Consider the following 22,271-nt stretch of genomic DNA (forward strand, 5'->3'; position numbering starts at 1 on the left):
CAGGATTGCGGTAAGCGGTTCAAACCGTCACCGCGGTCCCCCAGATCCGGACAGCGGTTAGAACAGGCGCGAATCCGCATCGTCAACACCGCGCATTGCATCATAGTCAAGTGTCAGGCAATCGATTCCCCGGTCTTGAGCCAGCACCCGCGCCTGGGGCTTGATCTGCTGTGCCGCGAAAATGCCTTTAACCGGAGCCATCAGCGGATTGCGGTTCAGTAGTTCGAGGTACCGGGTGAGTTGTTCGACACCGTCAATATCGCCACGGCGCTTCAGCTCAATGGCGACCGTGCGGCCCTCGCCGTCCCGGGCAAGAATATCCACCGGACCAATTGCGGTCATGTATTCGCGGCGGATGAGCGAGTAGCCGTCGCCGAGAAGGCTGATCTGCTCCGCGAGCAGCCGCTGCAGGTCTGCTTCGACGCCGTCCTTGATCAGGCCGGGGTCCACGCCGAGATCATGCGAACTTTCATGCAGTAGCTCATGGATGCTGATGACCAGGCGGTCATCGCTCTTGGCATGCTGGACGTTCCAGGTTTCGGTGACCCCCAGCTCGGCATCCTCGGCTGCCGGCTCGAGGATCCTCAGGGTGGCAGGCGGGCTCATCCAGTTCAGCGGCTTGTAGGAGCCGCCGTCGGAATGGACCAGAACCGAGCCGTCCGCCTTGACCATGAGCAGTCTGGTCGCGAGGGGAAGATGGGCGCGGAGGCGTCCGATGTAATCGACGGAGCAGCGGGCAATGACTAAACGCACCCTGTGCACACTACCCGCCCCAGGGCAGTTTCCCGTTCTCAGGGCGCCCGGTGCAGACTTGATCCATGCCCCGTTCGAACCAGCCGAGGAAGTCGCGCGCCCAGCCGCGCCGCAAGTGGTCCGAGGCGCCGGAGCTCGATCTGGAGCGGGCCAGGGCGGGCATTCCCACGAGGGAATCCGGTCGTGACGGCGTCTGGTCGGTGCGGCGAATCACCGAACAGAACGCTTCCAAGCACTATCTGTGCCCCGGCTGCCACCGGGACATTCCACCCGGCGTCGCCCATCTGGTGGCGTGGCAGGAAGACTCGCTGTTCGGAGCCGAGACTGCGCTGGCCGACCGGCGGCACTGGCATCTGGCGTGCTGGCGTACCCGCCGGTCGGGGTAAGTAGACTGGATCAGGTGACCAGCTCAGAGCCCGCGTACCAGTTTTCCGAAAGTTCCGAACCGGCCGAAATCAGGGCGGGTACGGTCTTGCCTGCTGACCGCCGAAATATCGAACTGACGACGGCGGATGGCAAGACGCTGGTGGGCGAGTTTGCCGCACCTGTGGGTAGGGTCCCGGCTGCAACGCTCGTGACTTTGCATCCCTTGCCGACAGCAGGCGGTTTCATGGACTCCCACATCTACCGGAAGGCCTCATTTCGGTTGCCGGCGCTGGCGGACATCGCGGTGCTCAGATTCAACACCCGGGGCACCTGCTCACCTCGGGGGTGCAGTGACGGGGAGTTCGACGGCGGCGGCCTGGAGCAGTATGACCTGCAGGCTGCGGTGCAGTGGGTCGTCAACGAGGGCCTGACCAACGTCTGGCTGGTCGGCTGGAGCTTCGGCACAGAGCTGTGCCTGAAATATGGGGCGAGGGAGCCGGTCGCCGAGTATATCGAGGGCGCCGTCCTGCTGTCTCCGCCGCTGCACAGGGCCACGGACGCAGATCTCGACTCCTGGGCGGAAGCGGAGCTGCCCCTGCTTGTCCTCGTTCCCGAGCACGACGACTACCTTCAGCCGCCGGAGGCGGTTAGCCGCTTCGCCCGGGTGCCGCAGGCCCGGGTAACCGGGGTGGACGGCGCCAAGCACCTGTGGGTGGGGGAGAAGTACGTGAGCCGCATACTGGAGGAGGTCGCCGCCGTCGTACTCGGTAAGCCTGTTGCCCTGGCAACAGAATGGAACGGACCCACGGCACGGGCTGACTAGCGCCTTCGGCAGCTGGTTCTGCCGCTACTGATTGTCCTGGCGGGCAATGAAGACTTCCTTCAAGAGCAGCATCGCGCCGGCTGCCAACGGAATGGCGATGAGGGCGCCGAGCACTCCGAGCAGGCTCCCGCCCGCAATCACCGCGATGACGGCGATCGCGCCGGGTACCGCCACAGCCTTCTGCATGATCCGCGGAGAGATGAAGTACGCCTCTACCTGGAGATAGGCAACGTACAGCACTGCGAACAGCGCTGCGGTCTGCCAGCCCACGGTGAGCGCCACCAGACTGACGACGACGGCGGCAATCACCGCGCCGACCAACGGTATGAATGCGAGCATTGCCACGACGAAAGCAAGCAGTACCGAGAACGGCACATCCGCGATGGTCATGAAGATGAAGGCGAAGGTTGCGTTCAGCAAGGCCACGCAGGCCTGGCCGATGACGTAGTTGCCCACACTGCGGGTGATCTCCTCGGCGAGCCGCTCGACCCGGGGCCGGCGCGAGCGGGGAGCAAGACGGTACGCCCATTTCTTCATCGCGGGCAGCGAGGCGAGGAAGTACAGCGTGAGCACCAGAATCACGAGAACGCCGAACAGGCTGTTGAGGATTACGGTGCCCACACCCAGAACCCCGCCGAAGATGCCGCCGACCGCTTCCGAGTTGGCGAAGAACCTGTTGACTTCCTCGGTTGCGCGTTCCCGTACCTCGAACTGCTGGTCAACCGTCTGGAAGAAGTCGGACGCCAGGAACTCCCGCGCGTAACCGGGCGCGCGTTCGACCAGTTGGGCGGTCTGCGAGACAATCGTCGGGATCAGGACCGCAAAGAAACCCACGATGATGCCAACAAGCATCACCAAGGCCAAAGTGATGCCGGCGGGGCGGGGCACGTTTCGGTTCTCAAGCCAGCGAACGATGGGGTCGAGCCCGAGTGCTATGAAAAGCGCTGCGCCGATCCAGACAAGAAGCTGGCCGACATTGGTAATCATGAAGTATGCCAGTAGCGCAAGCCCTGCACCGACGCTCGCCATGAAGCCGAAGTGAATTGGATGCTGGCGCATCGATCGCGGCTGCGGGCCACCGAACTTGAGGCGATCGTCGCTGATGCTGACTGACTCGTCGACGGGCACCTCCTCGCCGCGTTCGGGCGGGAATTCGAACCGCGGCCGGGGCTGCGCCACGGGCACCAGGTGCCGCAGGCGTGCCAAGGCGAAGCCCAGCCCCCGCCGGCGCACCTCGACGCGCGGTGCAGGTTCTTCTACGCGGGGAGCCTCCGGCGCGGAGTTCACTGACGATACCGGGCGAGGCAGCGGCTCGCTGATCGGCACGTCTTCGGGTTCACTCACGTATGTCCGCTTTCATTTGCCTGTTGGCGCTGCAGCGCCGGATGCATGACTAGCGAAACAGTAACAGGAGCGGCGGGCCCTCCGCCGGAAACTCCTGGGCGGCGCCGCGCGTTGTCAAGGGGGTCCTCGCAGGCGTCGGCGGCCGACGGGTCCGCTGGGTGCATTTTCGTTACGATGGGATCTGGTCCGATTCTCGGGGTAATGCTCGGGCTTGACTCAATCCAACGTTAGGTTTCTCGCGTGCGCTTTCCTCTTGCTGCTCCGATCATGGTGATCGGTGCGTTGCTCGTCGTACTGGGTGTCGGTCAGCTCACGTGGTGGGCGCCGTCGGAGACGGTAACGGTCGGCGTCCCCGCAGACGTTCGCAGCGGTCCGGTCACAGTGATCGATGCCGGCGCCAAGGAGGCAGACGACGGCGAGATGGACATCACGGTCCAGTCGGAGGGCACGTTCACTCTTGCCGTGGGCAGGGCGTCCGACGTCGATGCCTGGGTGGCGGATGCAGCACACCTGACGGTCACGGGCGTAGGAGAGGATCAACTGCTCACTGAGTTTACGGAGGGCGTAGAGTCGGTTCCGAACCCTTCGGGGTCTGATCTGTGGACAAGCGAGGAGACCGCTGACGGTACTTTGACCCATCGTTGGCTGGACCCGGGGGAGGGTGAGTGGTCCATCCTGATCGCTGCTGACGGCGAAAATCCTGCGCCCACTGCTGTCTCAATCACCAGCCCCAACGACACGGCGACTCCCTGGGCGGTTCCGTTACTCATCCTCGGCGCTCTGCTGTTGGTTCTCGGGATCGCACTTGCCTTCATCAAGCCGCGCAAGACCCGGCGGGAACCGGCCACCGTCGGCTCCCGCGCCTACGCACGCCAGCAGGCGCACCGCCAAGGCCGTGGAACCGCCTTTTCTGCTCACCAGGTCCGTCCGTTGGCAGCACTGGGTCTGGCCGCCGCGCTTGGCTTGACAGGTACGGCCGTGGGTACTGCGTCGGAATCCGAATCTGCAACGCCGGGCGAGTCAGCGCCGGGCGAGGAAGCAACGCCGGCCGAGGAAGCAGAGGGTACGCAATACCCGGTTCTCCTCGAGAGCCAGCTGGACCGGATCCTCGCAACAGTAGCCACCTCCGTGACAGAGGCTGACGCTGCCGCGGACGCTACGCTGCTTGAGCAGCGTGTCGCAGGTGCCGCCGCAACTCTGCGAACCGCAAACTACTCCGTCCGTTCGCAGGCGGACGATGTGCCGGCACCCACGCCGGTAGCTGCGGATCCGGTACTCGCGAGCATGATCCCCACAGGAAATGACTGGCCGCGCACCGTCGTCGCGCTGACGCAGGGGGAGTCGAACCCGGTGCCGCAGGCTCTCGTGCTTGTCCAGGAGGATCCCCGGTCCAATTACAGGCTCACCTCCTCTATCCAGATGCTGCCGGGCACGACCTTCCCTACGGCGGGATCGCCGGAGGGGCTCCAGGAAATACCGGTCGACGGCGGAGAGGACCTCGTTGCCTCTCCTCAGGACGCGGTTGCTGCAATCGCCGATTATCTGACCAGTCCGGACGGCGGCAACGCGGGGACGTTCGAACCCAACTCCTTCGCGGACGCGATCACCTCTTTCCAATCCGACGTTGTAGCCGACGCCGGGAATGATTCGGCCGAGATCACTTTCACCCACGAGCCGGTTGCCGAGCACACCAGTGCTATCTCCACCGGTGACGGTGGAGCGATGGTATTCGGATACCTCGAGCACACTTACAGCAGCGTTCCGGAAGGCCCCGGCGACTCGATCGCACTGGAGGGAACGGTCTATGAGACGCTCACCGGCGAGGAGTCCACCGAGGAAGGCATCGACGTCCGGTATGGCGAAGCGGTGATGATGTACGTCCCGGCTGCAGGCAGCGAGAAGAAGATTACTGTGATCGGTGCTGCCCAGCAGCTCCTTTCCGCTGAACTGCGTTGACGACCGCCATTGCCATGGGCGTGAGTTGCCCATGGGTCCAGCCCCAGTAATAAGGTGAAAGCATGAGCATTCCGAATATCCCGGGCGGCCCCGCGCCATCGTCCATGAATTTGCGCGGCGCCGTCGATCTTTCCGCACTGAAGGCCCGAGCGCAGTCGGCTGGCGGAGCGGCCGGAAGCCAGGGCGGTCCCGCCGCTGAAGGCCCCGGTTCCGCAGGTCCAGCGGCAGGCGGTAGCCCGTACATCGTCGACGTAACGGAGCAGGTTTTCCCGCAGCTGGTGCAGTTGTCTGCGCAGGTGCCGGTGATCGTTGCGATCAGCGCGTCCTGGAGCGAACATTCGGCGCAGGTCCTCTACGCCCTTGAGGCTATTGCAGTGGAACAGGCAGGCAGGATCCTGCTCGCGCGCGCGGACTTCGATTCGCAGCCGGGGATTGCGCAGGCCTTTCAGGTGCAGGGCGTCCCCACGGTCGTTGGCGTCCTCAAGGGGCAGCCCGTACCCCTGTTCGAAGGCCCGCTCGCGGAACCGCAGATCAGAACCTACGTGGACGAGCTGCTCAAGGTCGCACAGGCCAATGGCGTGAGTGGTTCGCTCAATGACTCTCCGGGCGAGGAGCCGACTTCCACCGGGGAGCCGGCCGAGGAGCCGTTGCCGCCGCTGCATCAGGAAGCGTTCGACGCCATCGAAGCAGGCGACTACGCAACAGCTGCCGCGGCCTATCGCAAGGCGCTTGCCGAGCAGCCGGCCGACACCGATGCAAAATCAGGGCTCGCCCAGGTGCAGCTCATGCAGCGGCTTCAGGACGCTGACGCCACCGCTGTTCGCGCGTCAGCGGCGGAGGCTCCCGATTCCCTCGAAGCGCAGCTCGCTGTTGCGGATCTTGACCTCTCGGGCGGACATGTCGAAGATGCGTTTGCTCGACTGACCACTTTCATCGCACGCAGTGCCGGTGGGGACCGGGAGTCCGCGCGGGTTCGCCTCCTTGAGTTGTTCGACATCGTCGGTCCTACTGACCCTAGGGTGAACAAGGCGCGGAGCGCACTGGCGAGGGCGCTGTTCTAATCGCCTGCTCCATCCTCGCCGTGCGTCCGTTTTTAGTCCTTTCGGATGACGAACAAGCGCCGACGCCGTTGTTAGCGTTGACGTATGACTTCCCATTCTCCTTCTGAGCCACCGCCTGCCCAGGAACCGCTCCAGCCGCCCGCCGGTGGCTCGACGTCGGCGGGCAGGCCCGCCCTGGTGCTGCGCGGACTTGCGAAGCGCTTCGGCGAGAAGGTTGCAGTCAACGGCATTGACCTTGATGTTCCGGCAGGCTCCTTCTACGGGCTCGTCGGACCGAACGGCGCCGGTAAGACCACAACGTTGTCGATGGCTACGGGACTGCTGCGCCCTGACTACGGGCAGGCATGGGTGCATGGCGTCGATGTGTGGGAAAGCCCGTTGGACGCCAAACGGCTGATGGGCATCCTGCCGGACGGCGTCCGGCTCTTCGACCGCCTGACCGGTGAACAGCTGGTCACCTACGCGGGCCTGCTTCGAGGGATGGACCGGGACGAGGTCGCTGGAAGAGTGGCAGACCTCCTGCGGGCGCTCGACCTCGCACAGGACGCAGGAACGCTTGTCGTGGACTACTCGGCAGGCATGACGAAGAAGATTGCGCTCGCGTCGGCACTTGTCCATGCACCAAGACTCCTCGTGCTCGATGAGCCGTTCGAGTCCGTCGATCCGGTCTCAGCGGCCAATATCCGGGACATCCTTGCTACTTACGTGGCTTCCGGCGGCACCGTCATCGTGTCGAGTCACGTCATGGACCTGGTTCAGCGGATGTGTGACCATGTGGCGGTTATCGCCTCCGGTACCGTGCTGGCGGCGGGGACGGTCGATGCTGTGCGCGGCGGCGCGAGCCTGGAGGACCGGTTCGTGGAGCTTGTCGGAGGCAGGAACACCGCGGAGGGGTTGTCGTGGTTGCGCACCTCCTGAAACTCAAGCTTCTACTCCTGCGCAATTCCCTTCGTCGCAGCACCTGGCAGTTGGTCGGCGTCGTTCTCGGTGGTCTCTACGGTCTTGGTCTGCTCGGACTGATCGTGGCGGGGCTGATCGTCCTCGGTACGCTCGACCTCGACCTGATGCGGACCGTCGCTGTGCTGGGCGGATCCGCCGCCGTTCTCGGCTGGCTGGTGATTCCTCTCGTTGCCTCCGGGGTGGACATGACGCTTGACCCGGCCCGGTTTGTCACGTTTGCAGTACCCATGCGCCAGCTCATGGCCGGCCTCGCCCTGGGCGGGGTGATAGGCATCCCCGGGATCGTGACCCTCGTTGCGTTCCTCACCCTGGCGCTGACCTGGATACGGTATCCGGCAGCAGCTGTTGCAGCGATAGTCTGCGCGCTTTGCGCTGTCCTGCTGTGTATCGTAGGTTCCCGCCTGATCACGACGGCGGGCACGGCGCTTTCCTCCTCGCGGCGCTTCAAGGACCTCAGTTCGACGGTTGCGATCATTCCGCTGATCCTTCTCGGTCCGATCTTCGCCGGGATCACTGCCGGCTTCCAGAACTCGCCGGAGTTCGCGGGGGAGCTTGCGGACATCCTCGCGTGGACGCCGCTCGGCGTGTTCGTTGCCGTTCCAGCCGACCTCGCTGCCGGGGATGCGCTGACTGCGGTGGCGCGTTTCTGCATCGGTATCGGAACCATCGCCGGGTTGGCCTACCTCTGGCACAAGAGCCTCAGCCATGCACTGGTTACGCCGCCCTATAACGCGGTCACCCGTAAAGGGGCGGGTAACCTCGGCCTGTTCGCACGCTTTCCCGGAACGCCGACCGGCGCGGTGGCAGCGCGGGCCTTCACCTACTGGATCCGCGACCCACGGTATGCGGCATCCGTCATCGTTGTGCCGCTGCTGCCGATTCTGCTCTGGTTCATCAGCCGAGATTCCGGTGACCTGTCCCTGCTCAACTATCTGGGCCCCATCACAGCGTTCCTGCTCGCCTGGTCCATTTCGGCTGACATCTCATATGACAACACGGCGTTCTGGCTACACCTTTCGGCGGGAATCAGCGGCACGGCCGACCGCGCGGGCCGGGTGCTCGCCCTGATGGTTTTCGCACTGCCCGTGGTGCTGGTTTTCACCATCGTTCCGCTCTGGTTGAGCGAATCGCTCGCGGATCTTCCCATGATGCTCGGGCTGAGCCTGGGAGCGCTGCTGACGGGAGCCGGCTTCTCCAGCGTTCTCTCGGCACGTTATACCTACAATGTTCCGCTTCCGGGAGAAAGCCCGTTCAAGACACCGCCCGGCACGGGATTCTCGATGCTGGCCATCCAGGCGATCGGCTGGGTGGTCCTGATGGTGCTTTTGCTGCCGGAAATCGCACTCGCAATCGCCTATCTTGTCACTGGGGACGCAGTGCTCGGATGGTTGACACTACTCGCCGGAGTGGTACTCGGGACGGCAGTGCTGATCGGAGGTGTCCGCCTTGGGGGAGCCTGGTATGACAAACGCGGACCGGAATTGTTACAGGCTGTCAGCGTCAACAAGTAGGCCGGGCGGGTGCCGGGTGCCGCGCAGTAGAATGGAAGAATGAGTATGCCTGCAGACCCGTTTGACGACAGCCCGCACGGAGCGCCGGGGGACTCCGGCACGTCCACAGCCACAATCGAACGCGAAGAACTGCGTGAAGAAGTTGAGCCCGGCGATCGTGAACGGTTCGCCCACTACGTACGCAAAGAGAAAATCATGGAATCCGCTCTCTCCGGCGAACCCGTGATTGCACTGTGCGGCAAGGTCTGGACCCCGGGCAGGGATCCTGAGAAGTTCCCGGTGTGCCCCGAATGCAAGGAAATTTATAACTCGATGCGGCCAGGGGACAAGTCCTAGCCACCTTTCCCATCCGTCCGCCGGGCATATCCCGGCGGACGTTCGCATGCTCGTGAGGAATCCATGTCACACCCTCAGGCTCTGCGCAGCGGGGCGATGTCGGCATCACTGCGGCCCCTGACAATCGGGGTCATCGCCATCATCACTTGTGCCGCTTTCGAGGCCATGGCGGTGGTGACGGCGATGCCCTCCGTCGCAGCGGAACTGAACGGCGTATCCAGTTACGGACTCGCGTTCTCCATGTATCTGACCGCCTCGCTGCTCGGCAGCGTCCTGGGCGGGATCTGGTGCGACCGGCGTGGACCCCGCCCTGCACTTGCCGTCGGCATGGGCCTCATGATCGCCGGTCTGGCGGTGTCCGGGAGCGCGCCGGCATTCTGGATCATGACTGCCGGACGCGCAGTGTCGGGCCTTGGCGGCGGCTTCATGATCGTTGCCGTCTACGTGATCATTGCCAAGGCTTATCCGCAGCGGATGCAGCCGGTGGTCTTCGGCTGGCTTGCGGCGGCGTGGGTCGTCCCTTCGCTGATCGGACCGTACGTTGCCGGTGTCCTCGCAGAGCAGGCGAGCTGGCGTTGGGTCTTCCTTGGTGTGGCGCCTGTCATCGTTGCAGCATTCCTCCTGGTCTGGCCGCGGACAGAACGGCTCAAAGTGGCAGGTTCGCCGGAGCCGCTGGACAGGGCTGCACGCAGGAATGCGGGAACTGGATTACTGCTGGCGGGCGGCGTTTTTGCGGCGCAGTTCGCACTGACCAAAATCGCCTCTGACGGATTCGCCGATCCTGTTGCTGCCTGGCTCCTGGTGATGTTGGGCGTCGCGGGGCTGGCGGCCGCGGCCGTTTCCTTCCCCCGCTTGCTGCCGGCCGGCACGGTCCGGCTGGCACCGGGTCTTCCGAGCGTCATCGCAACCCGCGGGCTGATGACCGTCGCCTTCTTCGGCGCGGAGGCGTTTGTTCCACTGATGTTGGTCTCCGCTCGAGGCCTCAGCGCCTCCACCGCGGGTCTGGCGTTGAGCGCTGCGGCGATCGGCTGGAGCGCGGGCTCCTTCGTGCAGGCCAAGGTGAGTTTCCGCCGTCAATGGCTGCTCGTGATCGGTGCCTCGCTGCTGTCCGTGTGTATCGGCGGCCTTGCGCTGGCCGTAGCTGCCGAGGTGCCCTTCTGGGTGCTCGTTTTGGTGTGGAGCGCTGCCGGCTTTGCCATGGGACTTACGTTGTCCAGCACATCGGTGCTTGTCCTGAAGCTCTCTGCACCGCACGAGCAGGGCCGCAACTCGGCGGCTCTGCAGCTCTCCGACCAGCTTGGCGGAGTAGTCGGAACAGCCGGCGCAGGCGGCCTTTTCGCGCTCCTGAGGGACCCGGAAGCGCCGGGCCAGATACCGGTGTTTGTTGCAATCTGGCTGGCTCTGTGCGTGTTCGCGGTAGTCGGTATAGTGGCCGGGTTGAGGGCTGCGCGAGGTGAATCGGAGCACCTCCCAGCAACAACCCACACAGGAAAGGTGCCGTCCCAAGAGTGAGCAATAACGCACTGTTCGGCGCCGGTCCGGCACTTCCGCCCGCGTACCCGGAACGCGCTGCCTGGGGCACTGCACCCAAGTTGCGGCAGTGGCAGGAAGAGGCGCTCGCAAAGTACTTCGCCAACTCACCACAGGATTTCCTTGCTGTGGCTACTCCCGGAGCCGGTAAAACCACGTTCGCGCTCCGGGTGGCTACCGAGTTGGTGGAACGGCGCATCGTAAACCGAATCGTCGTTGTTGCTCCCACCGACCACCTCAAGCGCCAATGGTCTGACGCCGCCGCCAAGGTTGGCCTGTCGATCGACCCGAACTTCCGCAACGCTGACGGCCGGCACGGCGAGGGCTTCATCGGCGTCGCCGTGACCTACGCCCAGGTCGCAAGCAAGCCCATGTTGCACCGGGCCAAGACCGAAGCGGCGAAGACGCTGGTCATCCTCGATGAGATTCATCACGGCGGCGACGCACTGTCATGGGGTGACGGTATCCGCGAGGCATTTGAGCCGGCAACGCGTCGGCTCGCCCTCACGGGAACCCCGTTCCGTTCAGACACAGCGGCCATCCCGTTTGTTGAGTACGCCGAAGACGCCGACGGCATCCGCCGTTCACGGTCGGACTACACGTATGGGTACGGTGACGCGCTGCGGGACCACGTAGTCCGTCCGGTGATCTTTATGGCCTACTCCGGACAGATGCGCTGGCGGACCAGCGCGGGAGAAGAAATGGCCGCTTCCCTGGGTGAGGCGGCCGTCACCAAGGACATCACGGCCCAGGCCTGGCGGACGGCCCTCAATCCCAACGGCGAGTGGATCCCTGCAGTGCTGGCGGCGGCCGACCGACGCCTCACAGAGGTCCGCCGCGCTGTTCCTGACGCGGGCGGCCTGGTGATCGCCACCGATCACGATGATGCACGCGCCTACGCCGGGCAGTTGAAGAAGATCACGGGCGAATCCCCCACGGTTATTCTGTCCGATGATGCCAAGGCGTCCGGAAAGATCGAAGACTTCTCTGCCGGTGAGACGCGCTGGATGGTCGCTGTCCGCATGGTGTCCGAAGGCGTGGACGTTCCGCGCTTGGCCGTGGGTGTGTATGCCACCTCCACGGCGACGCCCCTGTTTTTCGCCCAGGCAGTCGGCCGGTATGTCCGTGCCCGACGGCGCGGGGAGACCGCGTCGGTTTTCCTGCCGTCAGTGCCCAACCTCATGGCGCTGGCAAATCAGCTCGAAGTAGAGCGGGATCACGCACTGGACCGTCCGGACAACAACGAGGACGGCTTCGCGCCGGAGGAAGCGCTGATGGAGGCTGCCAACCGTGAGGAGAAAGCCTCCGGTGAGCTGACCAAGCAGAAGTTCGAAGCCCTCGAATCCCAGGCTTCGTTTGACCGGGTGCTGTTCGACGGCGGAGAGTTCGGCACCGGCGGCGAGATGGGCAGCGAGGAGGAACTGGACTTCCTCGGCATCCCGGGCCTGCTCGATGCGGATCAGGTGGGCGTCCTGCTGCGGCAGCGCCAGCAGGAGCAGCAATCACGACGACGGCGCCCCGTTGCCGCGCACGAGCCCGCGGTCCCCGAGGTGATGGACCACCGCCAGCTCACAGAGCTGCGCGGTCAGCTCGCCAAGAATGTCTCGGCGTGGTCCGCTCGTTCCGGAATGCCCCACGGGGTGGTGCACTCGGAACTCCGCAAGGCGTGCGGAGGCCCGGCCGTGGCGCAGGCAAACGAGGAACAGCTGCAGCGGCGGCTCAAGAAGCTGCAGGACTGGTTCATCGGCCGCACGTGAGACGCGCACTGACCGAAGCACACTGACCGACGTACACTGACCGACGTGCACTGACCCAAGCGCACTGACCGGTTGTATCACTCGAGAAGCTCGACCCCGGCGTCCTCAAGCTCCGCAAGAACCTCACTGAGGCGCTCGGCGTGGACAGGCCGTGTGTAATCCACGAGGAGGCGCGTGGTGTACCCCGCCACGACAGCGTCGAGCGCTGTGGCCCGTACACAGTAGTCCGCGGCCAGACCGGCGACCGCCACTTCGTCCACCTCGTTCTCGCGCAGCCAGTCGTCCAGTGAGACGGCTTCATCCGCCGCGGCCGGGACGGCTGCATCCATCTTCCGCTCGCCGGTAGGTACCTGGTCTTCCGGTGCCAGGACGCCTTCGAACCCCGAGTACGCCGCCTCGTACTGACCCTTGCGGAAGACGGCGTCAAGGCTCTCGGTGTCCAGATCGGGATGGAACTGTGCGCCCGGCTGGTCCGCAACGCAGTGCACAGGCCATGAGTCCACGAAGTCAGGCTGGTCGGAGAAGTGCGAACCAGGATCGATATGCCAGTCCTGGGTGGCAACGATGTAGTCGTAGTGGAAACCTTGTGCGTCGATGTAATCACTGAGTGCCTGGGCCACGCCCGCACCGCCCTCTACGGCCAGCGAGCCGCCCTCACAGAAATCGTTCTGTACGTCGACGATGATCAGTGCGCGTGTCATGTGGACTCCTCGTATTCGGTCGGAATGGCAGGCTCACCGCGCTGCAGTCGCATCACGGAGCCGGGCAGCTCCGCCATGGACTGGCGGTGGCGTTCGACGGCGCGCTGCACGCCCTCCGGTCCTGTCCACCCGGGGAGCACCTCGCCGTCTGCCACGAACTGGTGCAGCAGCGTGCGGTCATTGCCGTCGTCGTAAGGGTGGCTGCCGATGCCAAGGACTTCGGCGACCGCCCTGCCGGACTCATTGAGGCGTCGCAGCGCATACTTGCGGCCGCCTACTGACGTTTTGTTCTTGGCCGCCTTCGCCACGGAGACGAAAGCGCCGTCGTCGTCGGTCCGGCTGACCAGCTTGTACACCATGCCGGCGGTCGGTGCGCCCGAGCCGGTGACGAGGGACGTGCCCACACCGTAGCTGTCTACGGGAGCGGAGGCGAGCAGCCCGATCGCGTACTCATCAAGGTCCGATGTCACCACAATGCGCGTCTGGTGGTTCCCCAGGTCATCGAGCAGCTGCCGCACCCAGCGGGCCTGCTCCACGAGATCACCGGAATCCAGGCGCACTGCGCCCAGGTCCGGCCCACCGGCGGCGACGGCGTTACGGACGCCCTGTTCGACGTCGTACGTGTCGACGAGGAGTGACGTGCCCTTTCCGAGGGCAGCCACCTGTGCCGCGAAGGCCTCAGGCTCCGAATCGTGTAGCAGCGTGAAGGAGTGCGCTGCGGTACCGACAGTGCGCAGGCCGTAACGGCGTCCCGCCTCGAGATTGGAGGTGGTGGCGAAACCACCGATGATGGCTGCGCGGGCGGCTGCCACCGCGGACTCCTCCTGCGTGCGCCGCGAACCCATCTCAATGCACGGGCGGGACCCGGCTGCTCCGGTCATACGGGATGCGGCGGAGGCGATGGCGCTGTCATGGTTGAGTACCGAGAGCAGATAGGTCTCGAGGATGCAGGCCTCAGCAAACGTGCCCTCCACAATGAGGATGGGGGAGGAGGGGAAGTATGCCTCGCCCTCGGCGTACCCCCAAATGTTTCCGGTGAAGCGGAAGTCGGCCAGCCAGGCCAATGTAGTGTCATCGACGACTCCGGCAGCACGGAGAGCGTCCAGCTGCTCCTGCCCGAAGCGAAAGTGCGCCAGGCCCTCCAACAGGCGCCCGGTTCCTGCCACGACACCGTAGCGGCGGCCCTCGGGCAGCCGCCGGGTGAAGACTTCGAAGACCGATCTGCGGTGCGCGGCCCCCGAGTGGAGGGAGGCCTGCAGCATTGTCAGCTCGTAGTGGTCCGTGTAGAGCGCGGAATTGGGGTGCTGCCAGGTTCGATGTGGGCTCACAGGAAAACTCTAGCCCCGTTCGCGCTCCGGGTGCCTCGAAGAGCGCAGCGCAGGCAGAACCATGCGCCAACCTACAATGGAGACCATGAGTGTTGGCGTAATTCCCGAAACCCACCAGCTTGAGGAGACGGAAGAAGACCTGGCAGCCGGCACCGCCGTTCCGTGGGTGGTCATCGTGTGGAATGACCCGGTGAACCTGATGAGCTACGTGACCTATGTCTTCCAGACCTACTTTGGTTACAGCGAGGCGAAAGCGCGGACCCTCATGCTGGAAGTCCACGAACAGGGCAGATCGGTTGTCTCCACCGGTTCGCGCGAACAGGCGGAGCGTGACACGGTGGCAATGCATTCGTACGGCCTGTGGGCTACTTTCCAGACAGCGGACGCGTAGGGAGCAGCAGTGGCCAGGGCATTTCGCAAAACGCGGCGCGGTATCGCCGGTGAATTCGAACCGGGGGAGCTGCGGCTGCTCCGGCGCCTGTTCGCGGACGTCGTGCAGTTGCTCGAGACCGAGAAACGGGAGGACGAGGATCCGCTGGCGGCGCTGATCGGCCTCGACCTCGAGGCGGTGAAGCCCGAGGACAGCGCGGTGATCCGTCTGCTGCCGGACGCAGTAAGGAACGACGACGACGGCGCGCTGGAATTCCGTCGCCTCACCGAACGCTCGCTACGGGAGGAGAAGGTCAGTGCGCTGCGCGGGGCGGCGCTGCTGCTCGAGAACCCGCAGATGGTTCTGAATCCCGACCAGTCGCAGGTGCTGGCCCGTGCCCTCAATGATGTCCGGCTGGTGCTGGCGGACCGCCTGGAGATCAAGACAGACGAGGATGCAGCCCGGCTGCACGGGATCGCCGACCTTGAGGATGCCGAGGATCTTGAGTCCTACCTTGCCCTGGTCTACAACTTCGTCACGTGGGTGCAGGAGGGGCTGATGCAGGCTCTTCTGTCATCGGCAGGGCCCTCCGATTGACCGTCCTGGTGAAGGCTTCCGCCTGGAAACCGGAGCTGCGCTGTGATTAAGGACACGCCTTCCTGCTTAGCCAACTCCGGCGGTGCATCCTATCCTCAAAGGATCATGAGTTCTGACCCCGCCGACTCCGAGGCTGCCGAACTGGCCGCTCTGAGGTCCACCGAAGCCCCCATCGGCATCTTCGACTCAGGCGTCGGAGGCCTCACGGTGGCCCGGGCCGTCATCGATCAGCTGCCCCACGAATCGGTGCTTTATGTCGGAGACACCGCGCACGCACCGTACGGTCCGCTTCCCATTGCGCAGGTAAGGGCCTACGCACTCGGTGTCATGGACGAACTGGTGGATTCGGGCGTCAAACTGCTCGTCATCGCCTGCAACTCCGCGTCCGCTGCCGTTTTGCGTGATGCGCGTGAGCGCTACACCGCCCGGTACGGAATTCCCGTCATCGAAGTGATCCAGCCGGCAGTCCGCCGCGCAGTCGCCTCGACGAGGACCGGACGGATCGGCGTCATCGGAACCAGCGCAACCGTTGGATCCCGCGCCTATGAGGACACCTTCGCCGCGGCTCCCCACCTCGATATCTTCTCCGCCGCGTGCCCGGCGTTCGTCGACTATGTGGAAGCGGGCGTCACGGCCGGCTCGGACGTCCTCGAGACGGCCGCCCGCTACCTTCGTCCGCTGCAGGATGCCGACGTCGACACCCTGGTTCTTGGCTGCACCCACTATCCGCTTCTGACAGGCGTGATTTCCTACGTCATGGGTGACTCGGTGACCCTCGTCTCCAGCGCGGAGGAAACCGCCAAGGACGTCTACCGCGCGCTTGTGTCCCACAATCTCCTGCGCACCGGATCCGGGCAGCCGCGGCACCACTTCGTGGCTACGGGCAACGCAGCCCGCTTCGAGGAACTGGCGCGGCGCTTCCTTGGACCGGAAGTCTTGAGCGTGGAACATGTCGACCATGTGTCCGCGCAGTATCCGACAGGAAGCATGGCTCGGATCACGCCGGAAATGATTTCCACGGCCCGGGCGGACGCTGGCGCTGCCGGGAACCGCCGTCCATGAAGCTCACCATCGTCGGGTGCAGCGGATCGTTCCCTGGACCTCACTCGCCTGCCTCCTGTTACCTCGTGACGGTGCAGGAGGAGGGCAAGACCTGGCGGATCCTGCTCGACCTCGGCAACGGATCCATCGGCGCACTCCAGCGCTATATGGACCTGCGGGATATTGACGCTGTCCTGCTGACCCATCTCCATCCGGACCATTGCATGGACCTGTGCGGTCTGCATGTGGCAGTGCACTGGGACCCGGGAGGCTGGAACCAGCCGCGTATCCCCGTGTGGGGTCCCGCCGGGACCGCGGACCGGATGGCCACCGCCTACGGGCTGGACCTCGATCCGGGCATGCATGATGACTTCGACTTCCGCGCCTGGTCGCCGCGCACTCCCGTGCAGGTTGGTCCCTTCACCATTACTCCCTACCCCGTCCTGCACCCGGTGGACGAGGCGTACGCCCTTCGCATCGAGGTTACGGATCCGGAAGCTCCGGGCGGCAAGCGGGTCCTCACCTACTCGGGGGATACAGACGCATGTGACGGTTTGGTCGAGGCCGCCGCCGACTCAGGGATTTTCCTGTGCGAAGCAGCCTTCCACGAGGGCAGGGACGATGCCATCCGTGGCGTCCACCTCACTGGGAAACGCGCCGGGGAGGTCGCGTCCGCTGCCTCATCGCGGCGGCTGCTGCTGACACACCTACCGGTGTGGAACGATGCCGTGCTCACCATGGAAGAGGCACGCAGCAGTTATCCGGGGGATGTCGCCGTTGCGGTTGCCGGGGTCTCGTACCTGGTCTGACCGTTTGCGTGCGGGCGTGAATAGCCCGCACCGAACCGGCTCTGGCAGACTGGAACCATGACTTCCCCCTCTTCTTCCGAGCCTGACTCTGCGCCTGTATCGACTTCCGAAAGCAACGGTGTCCGTGCGGATGGACGGACACCTGACCAGCTGAGGCCCATCAGCATCACGCGGGGCTGGTCCAACCAGGCCGAAGGGTCCGCGCTGATTGAATTCGGGAACACACGGGTGCTGTGTACTGCGTCGTTGACCACCGGAGTTCCGCGGTGGCTCAAGGGGGAGGGCAAGGGCTGGGTTACGGCCGAATATGCAATGCTTCCCCGGGCGACCAACACCCGCTCCGACCGCGAGTCCGTCAAGGGCCGCATTGGCGGGAGGACCCACGAGATCTCCCGCCTGATCGGACGCTCCCTCCGCTCGATCATTGATACGCGGGCCCTTGGGGAGAACACCATTGTTCTTGACTGCGACGTACTGCAGGCCGACGGCGGCACCCGCACGGCCGCTATCACCGGCGCCTACGTGGCGCTCGCGGAGGCAATCCGCTACGCCAAGGAACACAAGATGATCCCGCAGTCCTCCCGCCCGCTGACGGACACCGTGGCGGCCGTGAGCGTCGGCATCATCGACGGTGTGCCGATGCTTGACCTGCCCTATGTCGAAGATGTGCGCGCAGAGACAGACATGAACGTCGTGGTCACGGGAAGCGGAAGCTTCGTCGAGGTTCAGGGCACAGCCGAGGGTGCACCCTTTGACCGGGCGGAACTGGATGCGCTGCTTGATCTCGCACTGCTGGGCACGTCCCAGCTTGCCCAGATGCAGCGCGAGACACTGGGGGAGTCCGCCGGTGTCTGAACATCCTGTCGCTGCGCCGCGACTGGTCCTCGCAACGCGAAACGCGGGCAAGCTGCGTGAACTGCGCTCGCTGCTGCGCGGAAAGGTACCGGGGCTCGACGTCGATACCCAGGTGATTGACGCTGTCACCGCCGGCGCACCCGATGTGGTGGAAAGCGGCACAACCTTCGAGGAGAACGCTCTGCTCAAAGCACGTGCGGTTGCAGAGGCAACAGGCATCCTTGCGATCGCTGACGACTCCGGTCTGGCAGTCGACGTACTCGGCGGTGCTCCCGGCATCTTTTCGGCACGGTGGGCCGGCCGCCACGGCGATGACTCCGCAAACCTGAACCTCCTGCTCAGCCAGCTAGCCGACATTCCGGAGGGCCGGCGGCAGGCGCGGTTCGTCTGCGCGGCGGCTCTTGCACTACCCGGCGGCACCGACGTCGTGAGGCGTGGTGAACTGGAAGGAACGCTTCTGAGTGAGCCGCGGGGCGAGGGCGGCTTCGGATACGACCCCGCGCTTCAGCCCCTGGGAATGAACCGCAGTTGCGCCGAGCTGGCACCGGAGGAGAAGAATGCTATCAGCCATCGGGGGCAGGCGTTCGAGGCGCTGTTGCCGTCGATCGTCGAACTCCTGGGATGACTGGCCGTTCAAAGGCAGCGGCCCGGTTGCCGCTTTCAGTGTGGGCGGCCTGATAGGGCAGACTTAACCGGGTTATGAGAACAATCATGAGTTACCTGCCCCTGCAGACCGGGAATGAATCCACACTCGGAGGTGTCGCTGACTGGGCGGTAACCATGATGGAGACGATCGGTGCACCCGGTGCGGGCCTGGCGATCGCCCTCGAGAATCTTTTCCCCCCGCTTCCCAGCGAGGTCATCCTCCCGCTTGCAGGTTTCACGGCCAGCAGGGGAGATTTCACCCTGTTCGAAGCACTCTTCTGGACCACCGCCGGCTCGGTGGTGGGTGCCTACCTGCTCTACCTGCTGGGAGTACTGCTCGGCCGGGACCGGATGAGGACTCTGGTGTCCAAGGTCCCCCTGGTCGATCTTGAGGATGTTGACAGCGTTGAGGCGTGGTTCGACCGCCACGGCTACAAGGCCGTTTTTTTCGGTCGGATGGTGCCGATTTTCCGCAGCCTGGTCTCCATTCCTGCCGGTATCGAACGCATGCCGGTGTGGAAGTTCCTTGGCCTGACCCTCGCGGGAAGCCTGATCTGGAACACTATCTTCGTGTTATCCGGCTACTACCTGGGTGAAAACTGGCATTTGGTGGAGCAGTATGCGGGCATCTTTCAGAAACTGGTGATTGCCGCCGTCGTGCTGGTGGTTGCCTTCTTCATTGTCAGCAAGGTACGGAAGGTGCGTCGCAAGCGCGAAGCCTCATGACCCGGCTGAGTGACGTGTGGCCGCTCTTCGGTCTGGAACTCCGGACGCCGCGGCTGTCGCTCACGCCGGTTCGGGACGAGCAGTTGCCGGAGCTGATCGATGCCGTGCTGGATGGAATCCATGACCCGGCGAAGATGCCGTTCGGTGTGCCGTGGACGGACGCGCCGCGGGACGTGTTGATCCGCGAGACCGTCAGGCACCAGTGGCGCCAGCGCTGCTCTGTTGAGCCGGGTTCCTGGACAATCAATTTCGCCGTGAGCTTTGAGGGCCGGGTGGTGGGAATGCAGGATGTCTCCGCCCGTGATTTCCCGCTTCTGCGCACCGTTCACAGCGGGTCCTGGCTCACGCAGCCTGTTCAGGGCAGGGGCCTCGGCAAGGAGATGCGCGCCGCAATACTCCTGTTCGCGTTCGATCACCTCGGTGCCGTCGCGGCGCTCTCGGAGGCAGCTGAGTGGAACAACTCATCGCTCGGGGTTTCGCGCAGCCTCGGCTATGAAGCGAACGGTGTGTCGGAGGTTGTCGCCCGGCCCGGTGAGGTGACCAGGCAAGTGCACCTTCGGCTTCAGGCGGATTGGTTTAAGCGACCTGAGTGGAGCCTCGGCGTCAACGGTGAGGAACCTGTTCTGCCGCTCTTGACCACCGCCTGAAACTCACACCTGTTCCTTTCTTGACATTGCCCTCGTTGGTTATATGGTTAGCTACATGAGTAATGAACCAGCGAACCCCGTCGACAGGGCCGGTGGGCCCCGTGCGGGATCGCCATGCTAATCGAGGATGGTCGGCCAATCTTCCAACAGATCGCCGAGCGCATCGAGAGCGACATCATCGACGGAACCCTGGCCGAGGAATCCCAGGTTCCGTCAACCAATGAGTTTGCGGCTTTCTACCGCATCAATCCGGCCACGGCGGCAAAGGGCGTCAACCGCCTGGTCGATGACGGGATTCTCTACAAGCAACGAGGAATCGGCATGTTCGTTTCAACCGGAGCCCGGACGGTGCTGATCCAGCGTCGGCGGGAGCAGTTCTTTGACCAGTACGTCCAGCCGCTTTCCAGGGAAGCCCGCAAGCTCGGCATTGAACCGGACGAACTTGCAGACATGATCAGGCAGGGCGAACACGCCCTGCAGGGGGGAGCGCAGTGAAAACCATCATCGAGGTCACCGACCTCACGAAGAAGTACCGGAAATCGGAGGCCCTGCGCGGGATCAACCTCGCGTTGGAGCCTGGCCGCATCTACGGGCTCCTCGGCCGTAATGGTGCCGGTAAGACCACCCTCATGTCGATCCTTACCGCCCAGGGTTTCGCATCATCCGGGGAAGTACGGGTTTTCGGCGAGCATCCCTACGAGAACGAGCGCGTCCTCAACCGCATCTGCTTCATCCGCGAATCCCAGAAGTACCCGGACTCCTTCACCGCGGAGCACGCCTTCAAATCCGCCGCGCTCTTCTTCGCAAACTGGAGCCAGGAACTTGCGGATCGCTTGGTTACGGATTTCCAGCTTCCGCTGCGCCGCAACATCAAGAAGCTGTCCCGAGGCCAGCTCTCAGCAGTAGGAGTAATCATCGGGCTGGCCTCCCGCGCGGAGCTCACGTTCTTTGATGAGCCCTACCTGGGACTCGACGCGGTTGCACGCCAGCTCTTCTACGACCGCCTGGTCGAGGACTACTCGCGGCACCCGCGCACAGTGGTCCTGTCGTCTCACCTGATCGACGAAGTAGCGAACCTGCTGGAGCACGTGATCGTGATCGATCAGGGGAGGATCATCATGGATGATGACGCCGAAACCATCCGCGGATCAGCATTCACGGTAGTGGGCTCGGCCGAGAAGGTTCGCACCTTCCTCGGCGGCCGCGAGGTGGTCCACGCAGACAATTTCGCTTCACTGGCGTCGGTAACGGCACTCGGCACGCTGAACGAGTCCGAAACCCGGGAAGCTGCTGAACTCGGCCTTGAGCTCGCGCCCGTTTCCCTGCAGCAACTCATTGTCCGCAGAACCATGTCCGCATCACCGGCAAGTTCCGGGGCCGCGGACCGGCCCCTCTCGGAGGTAGCACGATGAACCGCGTCGTCAAAGTCATGCGGATGCAACTGGCCAACCGCTGGATCTTCATCGGGATACCCCTGATCATCCTCGCCGCATCCTTTCTGCTGACCCTGATCATCTGGTCGTTCATTCCGAACGACGGCGGGGTGCGCATCTCAGGCGGATCCCAGGCTGTCATGTGGTACTTCTTCGCCCTGGGCATCCAGTCCCTGACGCTCACCTTCCCGTTCTCCCAGGGACTGAGCATCACCCGGCGCACCTTCTTTCTCGGCACCCTGTCCCTCTTCTCGCTGATAGCGCTTATCACCGCCGTGACCTACTGGTTGCTGGGACTGGTGGAGCAGGGGACCGGTGGCTGGGGAGTGGGCGGAAGCTTCTTCGCCCTCGACTGGATTGCGGACGGCCCCTGGTATCAACCAATAGCCTTCTACTTCGCCGTGATGATGGCTCTCTTCCTGATCGGGTTCTGGTCAGCCACAATTTACAAGCGCTGGCAGGCAACGGGATTGCTGATCGCCGGAATCAGTGTGGCTCTTGCGCTGGTGGGAATCCTGTACCTGATCGGCTCACGCAGCGCCTGGCCCGAGGTCGGAGCCTTCCTTGGTTCGCAGACGCAGCTAACAGTTGCCGGCTGGCTCGCCGTTCTGGCCCTTGCCCTTGCCGGCGGTTCGTTCCTCACCCTGCGTCGGGCAGAGCCTTAGTCGGTTCCGCCGTGAAGTGGAACCGGCCCCGCCACGCGGAGTCGGTTCCACTGCCTA

At 64.2% G+C, this 22,271-nt stretch carries 24 protein-coding genes; 20 read left to right on the top strand and 4 right to left on the bottom strand.

Going from position 1 to position 22,271, the window contains the following annotated elements:
* Window positions 1-57: 57 nt before the first annotated feature.
* The gene (gene nucS, locus ABFX19_RS08730) at window positions 58-753 is read right to left on the bottom strand and encodes an endonuclease NucS (protein WP_056548106.1); all 696 of its coding nucleotides are present in this window, start codon (window positions 751-753) and stop codon (window positions 58-60) included.
* Window positions 754-818: 65 nt separating this feature from the next.
* On the opposite strand from nucS, the gene ABFX19_RS08735 reads away from it, so the two are divergent.
* Window positions 819-1,139, top strand: coding sequence for a hypothetical protein (locus ABFX19_RS08735; RefSeq protein ID WP_277358602.1), 321 nt, complete (start codon window positions 819-821; stop codon window positions 1,137-1,139).
* Window positions 1,140-1,153: 14 nt separating this feature from the next.
* Window positions 1,154-1,942: an alpha/beta hydrolase gene (locus ABFX19_RS08740; protein ID WP_346028118.1), complete on the top strand. Its 789-nt coding sequence runs from the start codon at window positions 1,154-1,156 to the stop codon at window positions 1,940-1,942.
* 24 nt (window positions 1,943-1,966) lie between these two features.
* Here ABFX19_RS08740 and ABFX19_RS08745 read toward each other — a convergent pair whose 3' ends face one another.
* Window positions 1,967-3,286, bottom strand: a complete 1,320-nt coding sequence (locus tag ABFX19_RS08745; RefSeq protein ID WP_056548110.1) for an AI-2E family transporter — start codon at window positions 3,284-3,286, stop codon at window positions 1,967-1,969.
* A 240-nt stretch (window positions 3,287-3,526) separates the two neighbouring features.
* On the opposite strand from ABFX19_RS08745, the gene ABFX19_RS08750 reads away from it, so the two are divergent.
* The 7 genes from ABFX19_RS08750 (at window position 3,527) to ABFX19_RS08780 (ending at window position 12,397) form a co-directional block, all read left to right on the top strand.
* The gene (locus tag ABFX19_RS08750) at window positions 3,527-5,242 is read left to right on the top strand and encodes a DUF8094 domain-containing protein (protein ID WP_346028119.1); all 1,716 of its coding nucleotides are present in this window, start codon (window positions 3,527-3,529) and stop codon (window positions 5,240-5,242) included.
* Between the two features lie 62 nt (window positions 5,243-5,304).
* A complete protein-coding gene (locus ABFX19_RS08755) occupies window positions 5,305-6,303 on the top strand; it encodes a tetratricopeptide repeat protein (RefSeq protein WP_346028120.1) in 999 nt (332 codons plus the stop codon).
* 84 nt (window positions 6,304-6,387) lie between these two features.
* Complete coding sequence (locus ABFX19_RS08760) at window positions 6,388-7,221, top strand: ABC transporter ATP-binding protein (protein WP_277358598.1); 834 nt, start codon at window positions 6,388-6,390, stop codon at window positions 7,219-7,221.
* Window positions 7,203-8,774: an ABC transporter permease family protein gene (locus tag ABFX19_RS08765; protein WP_277358597.1), complete on the top strand. Its 1,572-nt coding sequence runs from the start codon at window positions 7,203-7,205 to the stop codon at window positions 8,772-8,774. The genes ABFX19_RS08760 and ABFX19_RS08765 overlap by 19 nt, the downstream gene beginning before the upstream one ends.
* 39 nt (window positions 8,775-8,813) lie before the next feature.
* Window positions 8,814-9,110: a DUF3039 domain-containing protein gene (locus ABFX19_RS08770; RefSeq protein ID WP_277358596.1), complete on the top strand. Its 297-nt coding sequence runs from the start codon at window positions 8,814-8,816 to the stop codon at window positions 9,108-9,110.
* Window positions 9,111-9,173: 63 nt separating this feature from the next.
* Window positions 9,174-10,622 carry an MFS transporter gene (locus ABFX19_RS08775; RefSeq protein WP_277358595.1) on the top strand — a complete coding sequence of 483 codons (1,449 nt, stop codon included), beginning with the start codon at window positions 9,174-9,176 and terminating at the stop codon, window positions 10,620-10,622.
* Window positions 10,619-12,397 (top strand): DEAD/DEAH box helicase, encoded by a 1,779-nt coding sequence (locus ABFX19_RS08780; RefSeq protein ID WP_277358594.1) that lies wholly within the window; start codon window positions 10,619-10,621, stop codon window positions 12,395-12,397. Before ABFX19_RS08775 ends, ABFX19_RS08780 begins: the two co-directional genes overlap by 4 nt.
* Before the next feature lie 77 nt (window positions 12,398-12,474).
* Here ABFX19_RS08780 and ABFX19_RS08785 read toward each other — a convergent pair whose 3' ends face one another.
* Both ABFX19_RS08785 and ABFX19_RS08790 read right to left on the bottom strand, forming a co-directional pair.
* Window positions 12,475-13,098: a nicotinamidase gene (locus ABFX19_RS08785; protein ID WP_277358593.1), complete on the bottom strand. Its 624-nt coding sequence runs from the start codon at window positions 13,096-13,098 to the stop codon at window positions 12,475-12,477.
* On the bottom strand, window positions 13,095-14,426 hold the full coding sequence (locus tag ABFX19_RS08790; RefSeq protein WP_277358592.1) for a nicotinate phosphoribosyltransferase: 1,332 nt from the start codon (window positions 14,424-14,426) through the stop codon (window positions 13,095-13,097). The genes ABFX19_RS08785 and ABFX19_RS08790 overlap by 4 nt, the downstream gene beginning before the upstream one ends.
* Window positions 14,427-14,511: 85 nt before the next feature.
* Between ABFX19_RS08790 and clpS the strand changes: the two genes are divergently transcribed.
* The 11 genes from clpS (at window position 14,512) to ABFX19_RS08845 (ending at window position 22,214) form a co-directional block, all read left to right on the top strand.
* Window positions 14,512-14,817, top strand: coding sequence for an ATP-dependent Clp protease adapter ClpS (clpS, locus tag ABFX19_RS08795; protein ID WP_204531134.1), 306 nt, complete (start codon window positions 14,512-14,514; stop codon window positions 14,815-14,817).
* Window positions 14,818-14,826: 9 nt separating this feature from the next.
* The gene (locus ABFX19_RS08800; protein WP_056548123.1) at window positions 14,827-15,393 is read left to right on the top strand and encodes a DUF2017 domain-containing protein; all 567 of its coding nucleotides are present in this window, start codon (window positions 14,827-14,829) and stop codon (window positions 15,391-15,393) included.
* A gap of 105 nt (window positions 15,394-15,498) precedes the next feature.
* Window positions 15,499-16,455 (top strand): glutamate racemase, encoded by a 957-nt coding sequence (murI, locus tag ABFX19_RS08805; protein ID WP_346028121.1) that lies wholly within the window; start codon window positions 15,499-15,501, stop codon window positions 16,453-16,455.
* On the top strand, window positions 16,452-17,243 hold the full coding sequence (locus ABFX19_RS08810; RefSeq protein WP_346028122.1) for an MBL fold metallo-hydrolase: 792 nt from the start codon (window positions 16,452-16,454) through the stop codon (window positions 17,241-17,243). Before murI ends, ABFX19_RS08810 begins: the two co-directional genes overlap by 4 nt.
* Before the next feature lie 57 nt (window positions 17,244-17,300).
* On the top strand, window positions 17,301-18,098 hold the full coding sequence (rph, locus tag ABFX19_RS08815; protein ID WP_277358589.1) for a ribonuclease PH: 798 nt from the start codon (window positions 17,301-17,303) through the stop codon (window positions 18,096-18,098).
* Window positions 18,091-18,723, top strand: coding sequence for an RdgB/HAM1 family non-canonical purine NTP pyrophosphatase (gene rdgB, locus ABFX19_RS08820; RefSeq protein WP_277358588.1), 633 nt, complete (start codon window positions 18,091-18,093; stop codon window positions 18,721-18,723). Before rph ends, rdgB begins: the two co-directional genes overlap by 8 nt.
* Window positions 18,724-18,809: 86 nt before the next feature.
* Entirely contained in the window at window positions 18,810-19,469 is a 660-nt protein-coding gene (locus ABFX19_RS08825; RefSeq protein WP_277358587.1) for a DedA family protein, read from the top strand.
* Entirely contained in the window at window positions 19,466-20,116 is a 651-nt protein-coding gene (locus ABFX19_RS08830; protein WP_277358586.1) for a GNAT family N-acetyltransferase, read from the top strand. Before ABFX19_RS08825 ends, ABFX19_RS08830 begins: the two co-directional genes overlap by 4 nt.
* Before the next feature lie 114 nt (window positions 20,117-20,230).
* A complete protein-coding gene (locus ABFX19_RS08835; RefSeq protein ID WP_277358585.1) occupies window positions 20,231-20,611 on the top strand; it encodes a GntR family transcriptional regulator in 381 nt (126 codons plus the stop codon).
* On the top strand, window positions 20,608-21,528 hold the full coding sequence (locus tag ABFX19_RS08840; protein ID WP_277358584.1) for an ABC transporter ATP-binding protein: 921 nt from the start codon (window positions 20,608-20,610) through the stop codon (window positions 21,526-21,528). The genes ABFX19_RS08835 and ABFX19_RS08840 overlap by 4 nt, the downstream gene beginning before the upstream one ends.
* The gene (locus ABFX19_RS08845) at window positions 21,525-22,214 is read left to right on the top strand and encodes a hypothetical protein (protein WP_346028123.1); all 690 of its coding nucleotides are present in this window, start codon (window positions 21,525-21,527) and stop codon (window positions 22,212-22,214) included. The genes ABFX19_RS08840 and ABFX19_RS08845 overlap by 4 nt, the downstream gene beginning before the upstream one ends.
* The last annotated feature ends 57 nt before the right edge of the window (window positions 22,215-22,271 follow it).

Source organism: Arthrobacter parietis (assembly GCF_039530425.1).
Lineage (GTDB): Bacteria > Actinomycetota > Actinomycetes > Actinomycetales > Micrococcaceae > Arthrobacter_D > Arthrobacter_D parietis.

What these genes read in the sequence shown, in the direction of transcription:
- ABFX19_RS08735 (WP_277358602.1), top strand. Translation starts at nt 819, where the DNA reads ATGCCCCGTTCGAACCAGCCGAGGAAGTCGCGCGCCCAGCCGCGCCGC.
- ABFX19_RS08755 (WP_346028120.1), top strand. Translation starts at nt 5,305, where the DNA reads ATGAGCATTCCGAATATCCCGGGCGGCCCCGCGCCATCGTCCATGAAT.
- ABFX19_RS08760 (WP_277358598.1), top strand. Translation starts at nt 6,388, where the DNA reads ATGACTTCCCATTCTCCTTCTGAGCCACCGCCTGCCCAGGAACCGCTC.
- ABFX19_RS08770 (WP_277358596.1), top strand. Translation starts at nt 8,814, where the DNA reads ATGAGTATGCCTGCAGACCCGTTTGACGACAGCCCGCACGGAGCGCCG.
- ABFX19_RS08775 (WP_277358595.1), top strand. Translation starts at nt 9,174, where the DNA reads ATGTCACACCCTCAGGCTCTGCGCAGCGGGGCGATGTCGGCATCACTG.
- ABFX19_RS08785 (WP_277358593.1), bottom strand. Translation starts at nt 13,098, where the DNA reads ATGACACGCGCACTGATCATCGTCGACGTACAGAACGATTTCTGTGAG.
- clpS (WP_204531134.1), top strand. Translation starts at nt 14,512, where the DNA reads ATGAGTGTTGGCGTAATTCCCGAAACCCACCAGCTTGAGGAGACGGAA.
- murI (WP_346028121.1), top strand. Translation starts at nt 15,499, where the DNA reads ATGAGTTCTGACCCCGCCGACTCCGAGGCTGCCGAACTGGCCGCTCTG.
- ABFX19_RS08810 (WP_346028122.1), top strand. Translation starts at nt 16,452, where the DNA reads ATGAAGCTCACCATCGTCGGGTGCAGCGGATCGTTCCCTGGACCTCAC.
- rph (WP_277358589.1), top strand. Translation starts at nt 17,301, where the DNA reads ATGACTTCCCCCTCTTCTTCCGAGCCTGACTCTGCGCCTGTATCGACT.
- ABFX19_RS08825 (WP_277358587.1), top strand. Translation starts at nt 18,810, where the DNA reads ATGAGTTACCTGCCCCTGCAGACCGGGAATGAATCCACACTCGGAGGT.
- ABFX19_RS08830 (WP_277358586.1), top strand. Translation starts at nt 19,466, where the DNA reads ATGACCCGGCTGAGTGACGTGTGGCCGCTCTTCGGTCTGGAACTCCGG.
- ABFX19_RS08835 (WP_277358585.1), top strand. Translation starts at nt 20,231, where the DNA reads ATGCTAATCGAGGATGGTCGGCCAATCTTCCAACAGATCGCCGAGCGC.
- ABFX19_RS08845 (WP_346028123.1), top strand. Translation starts at nt 21,525, where the DNA reads ATGAACCGCGTCGTCAAAGTCATGCGGATGCAACTGGCCAACCGCTGG.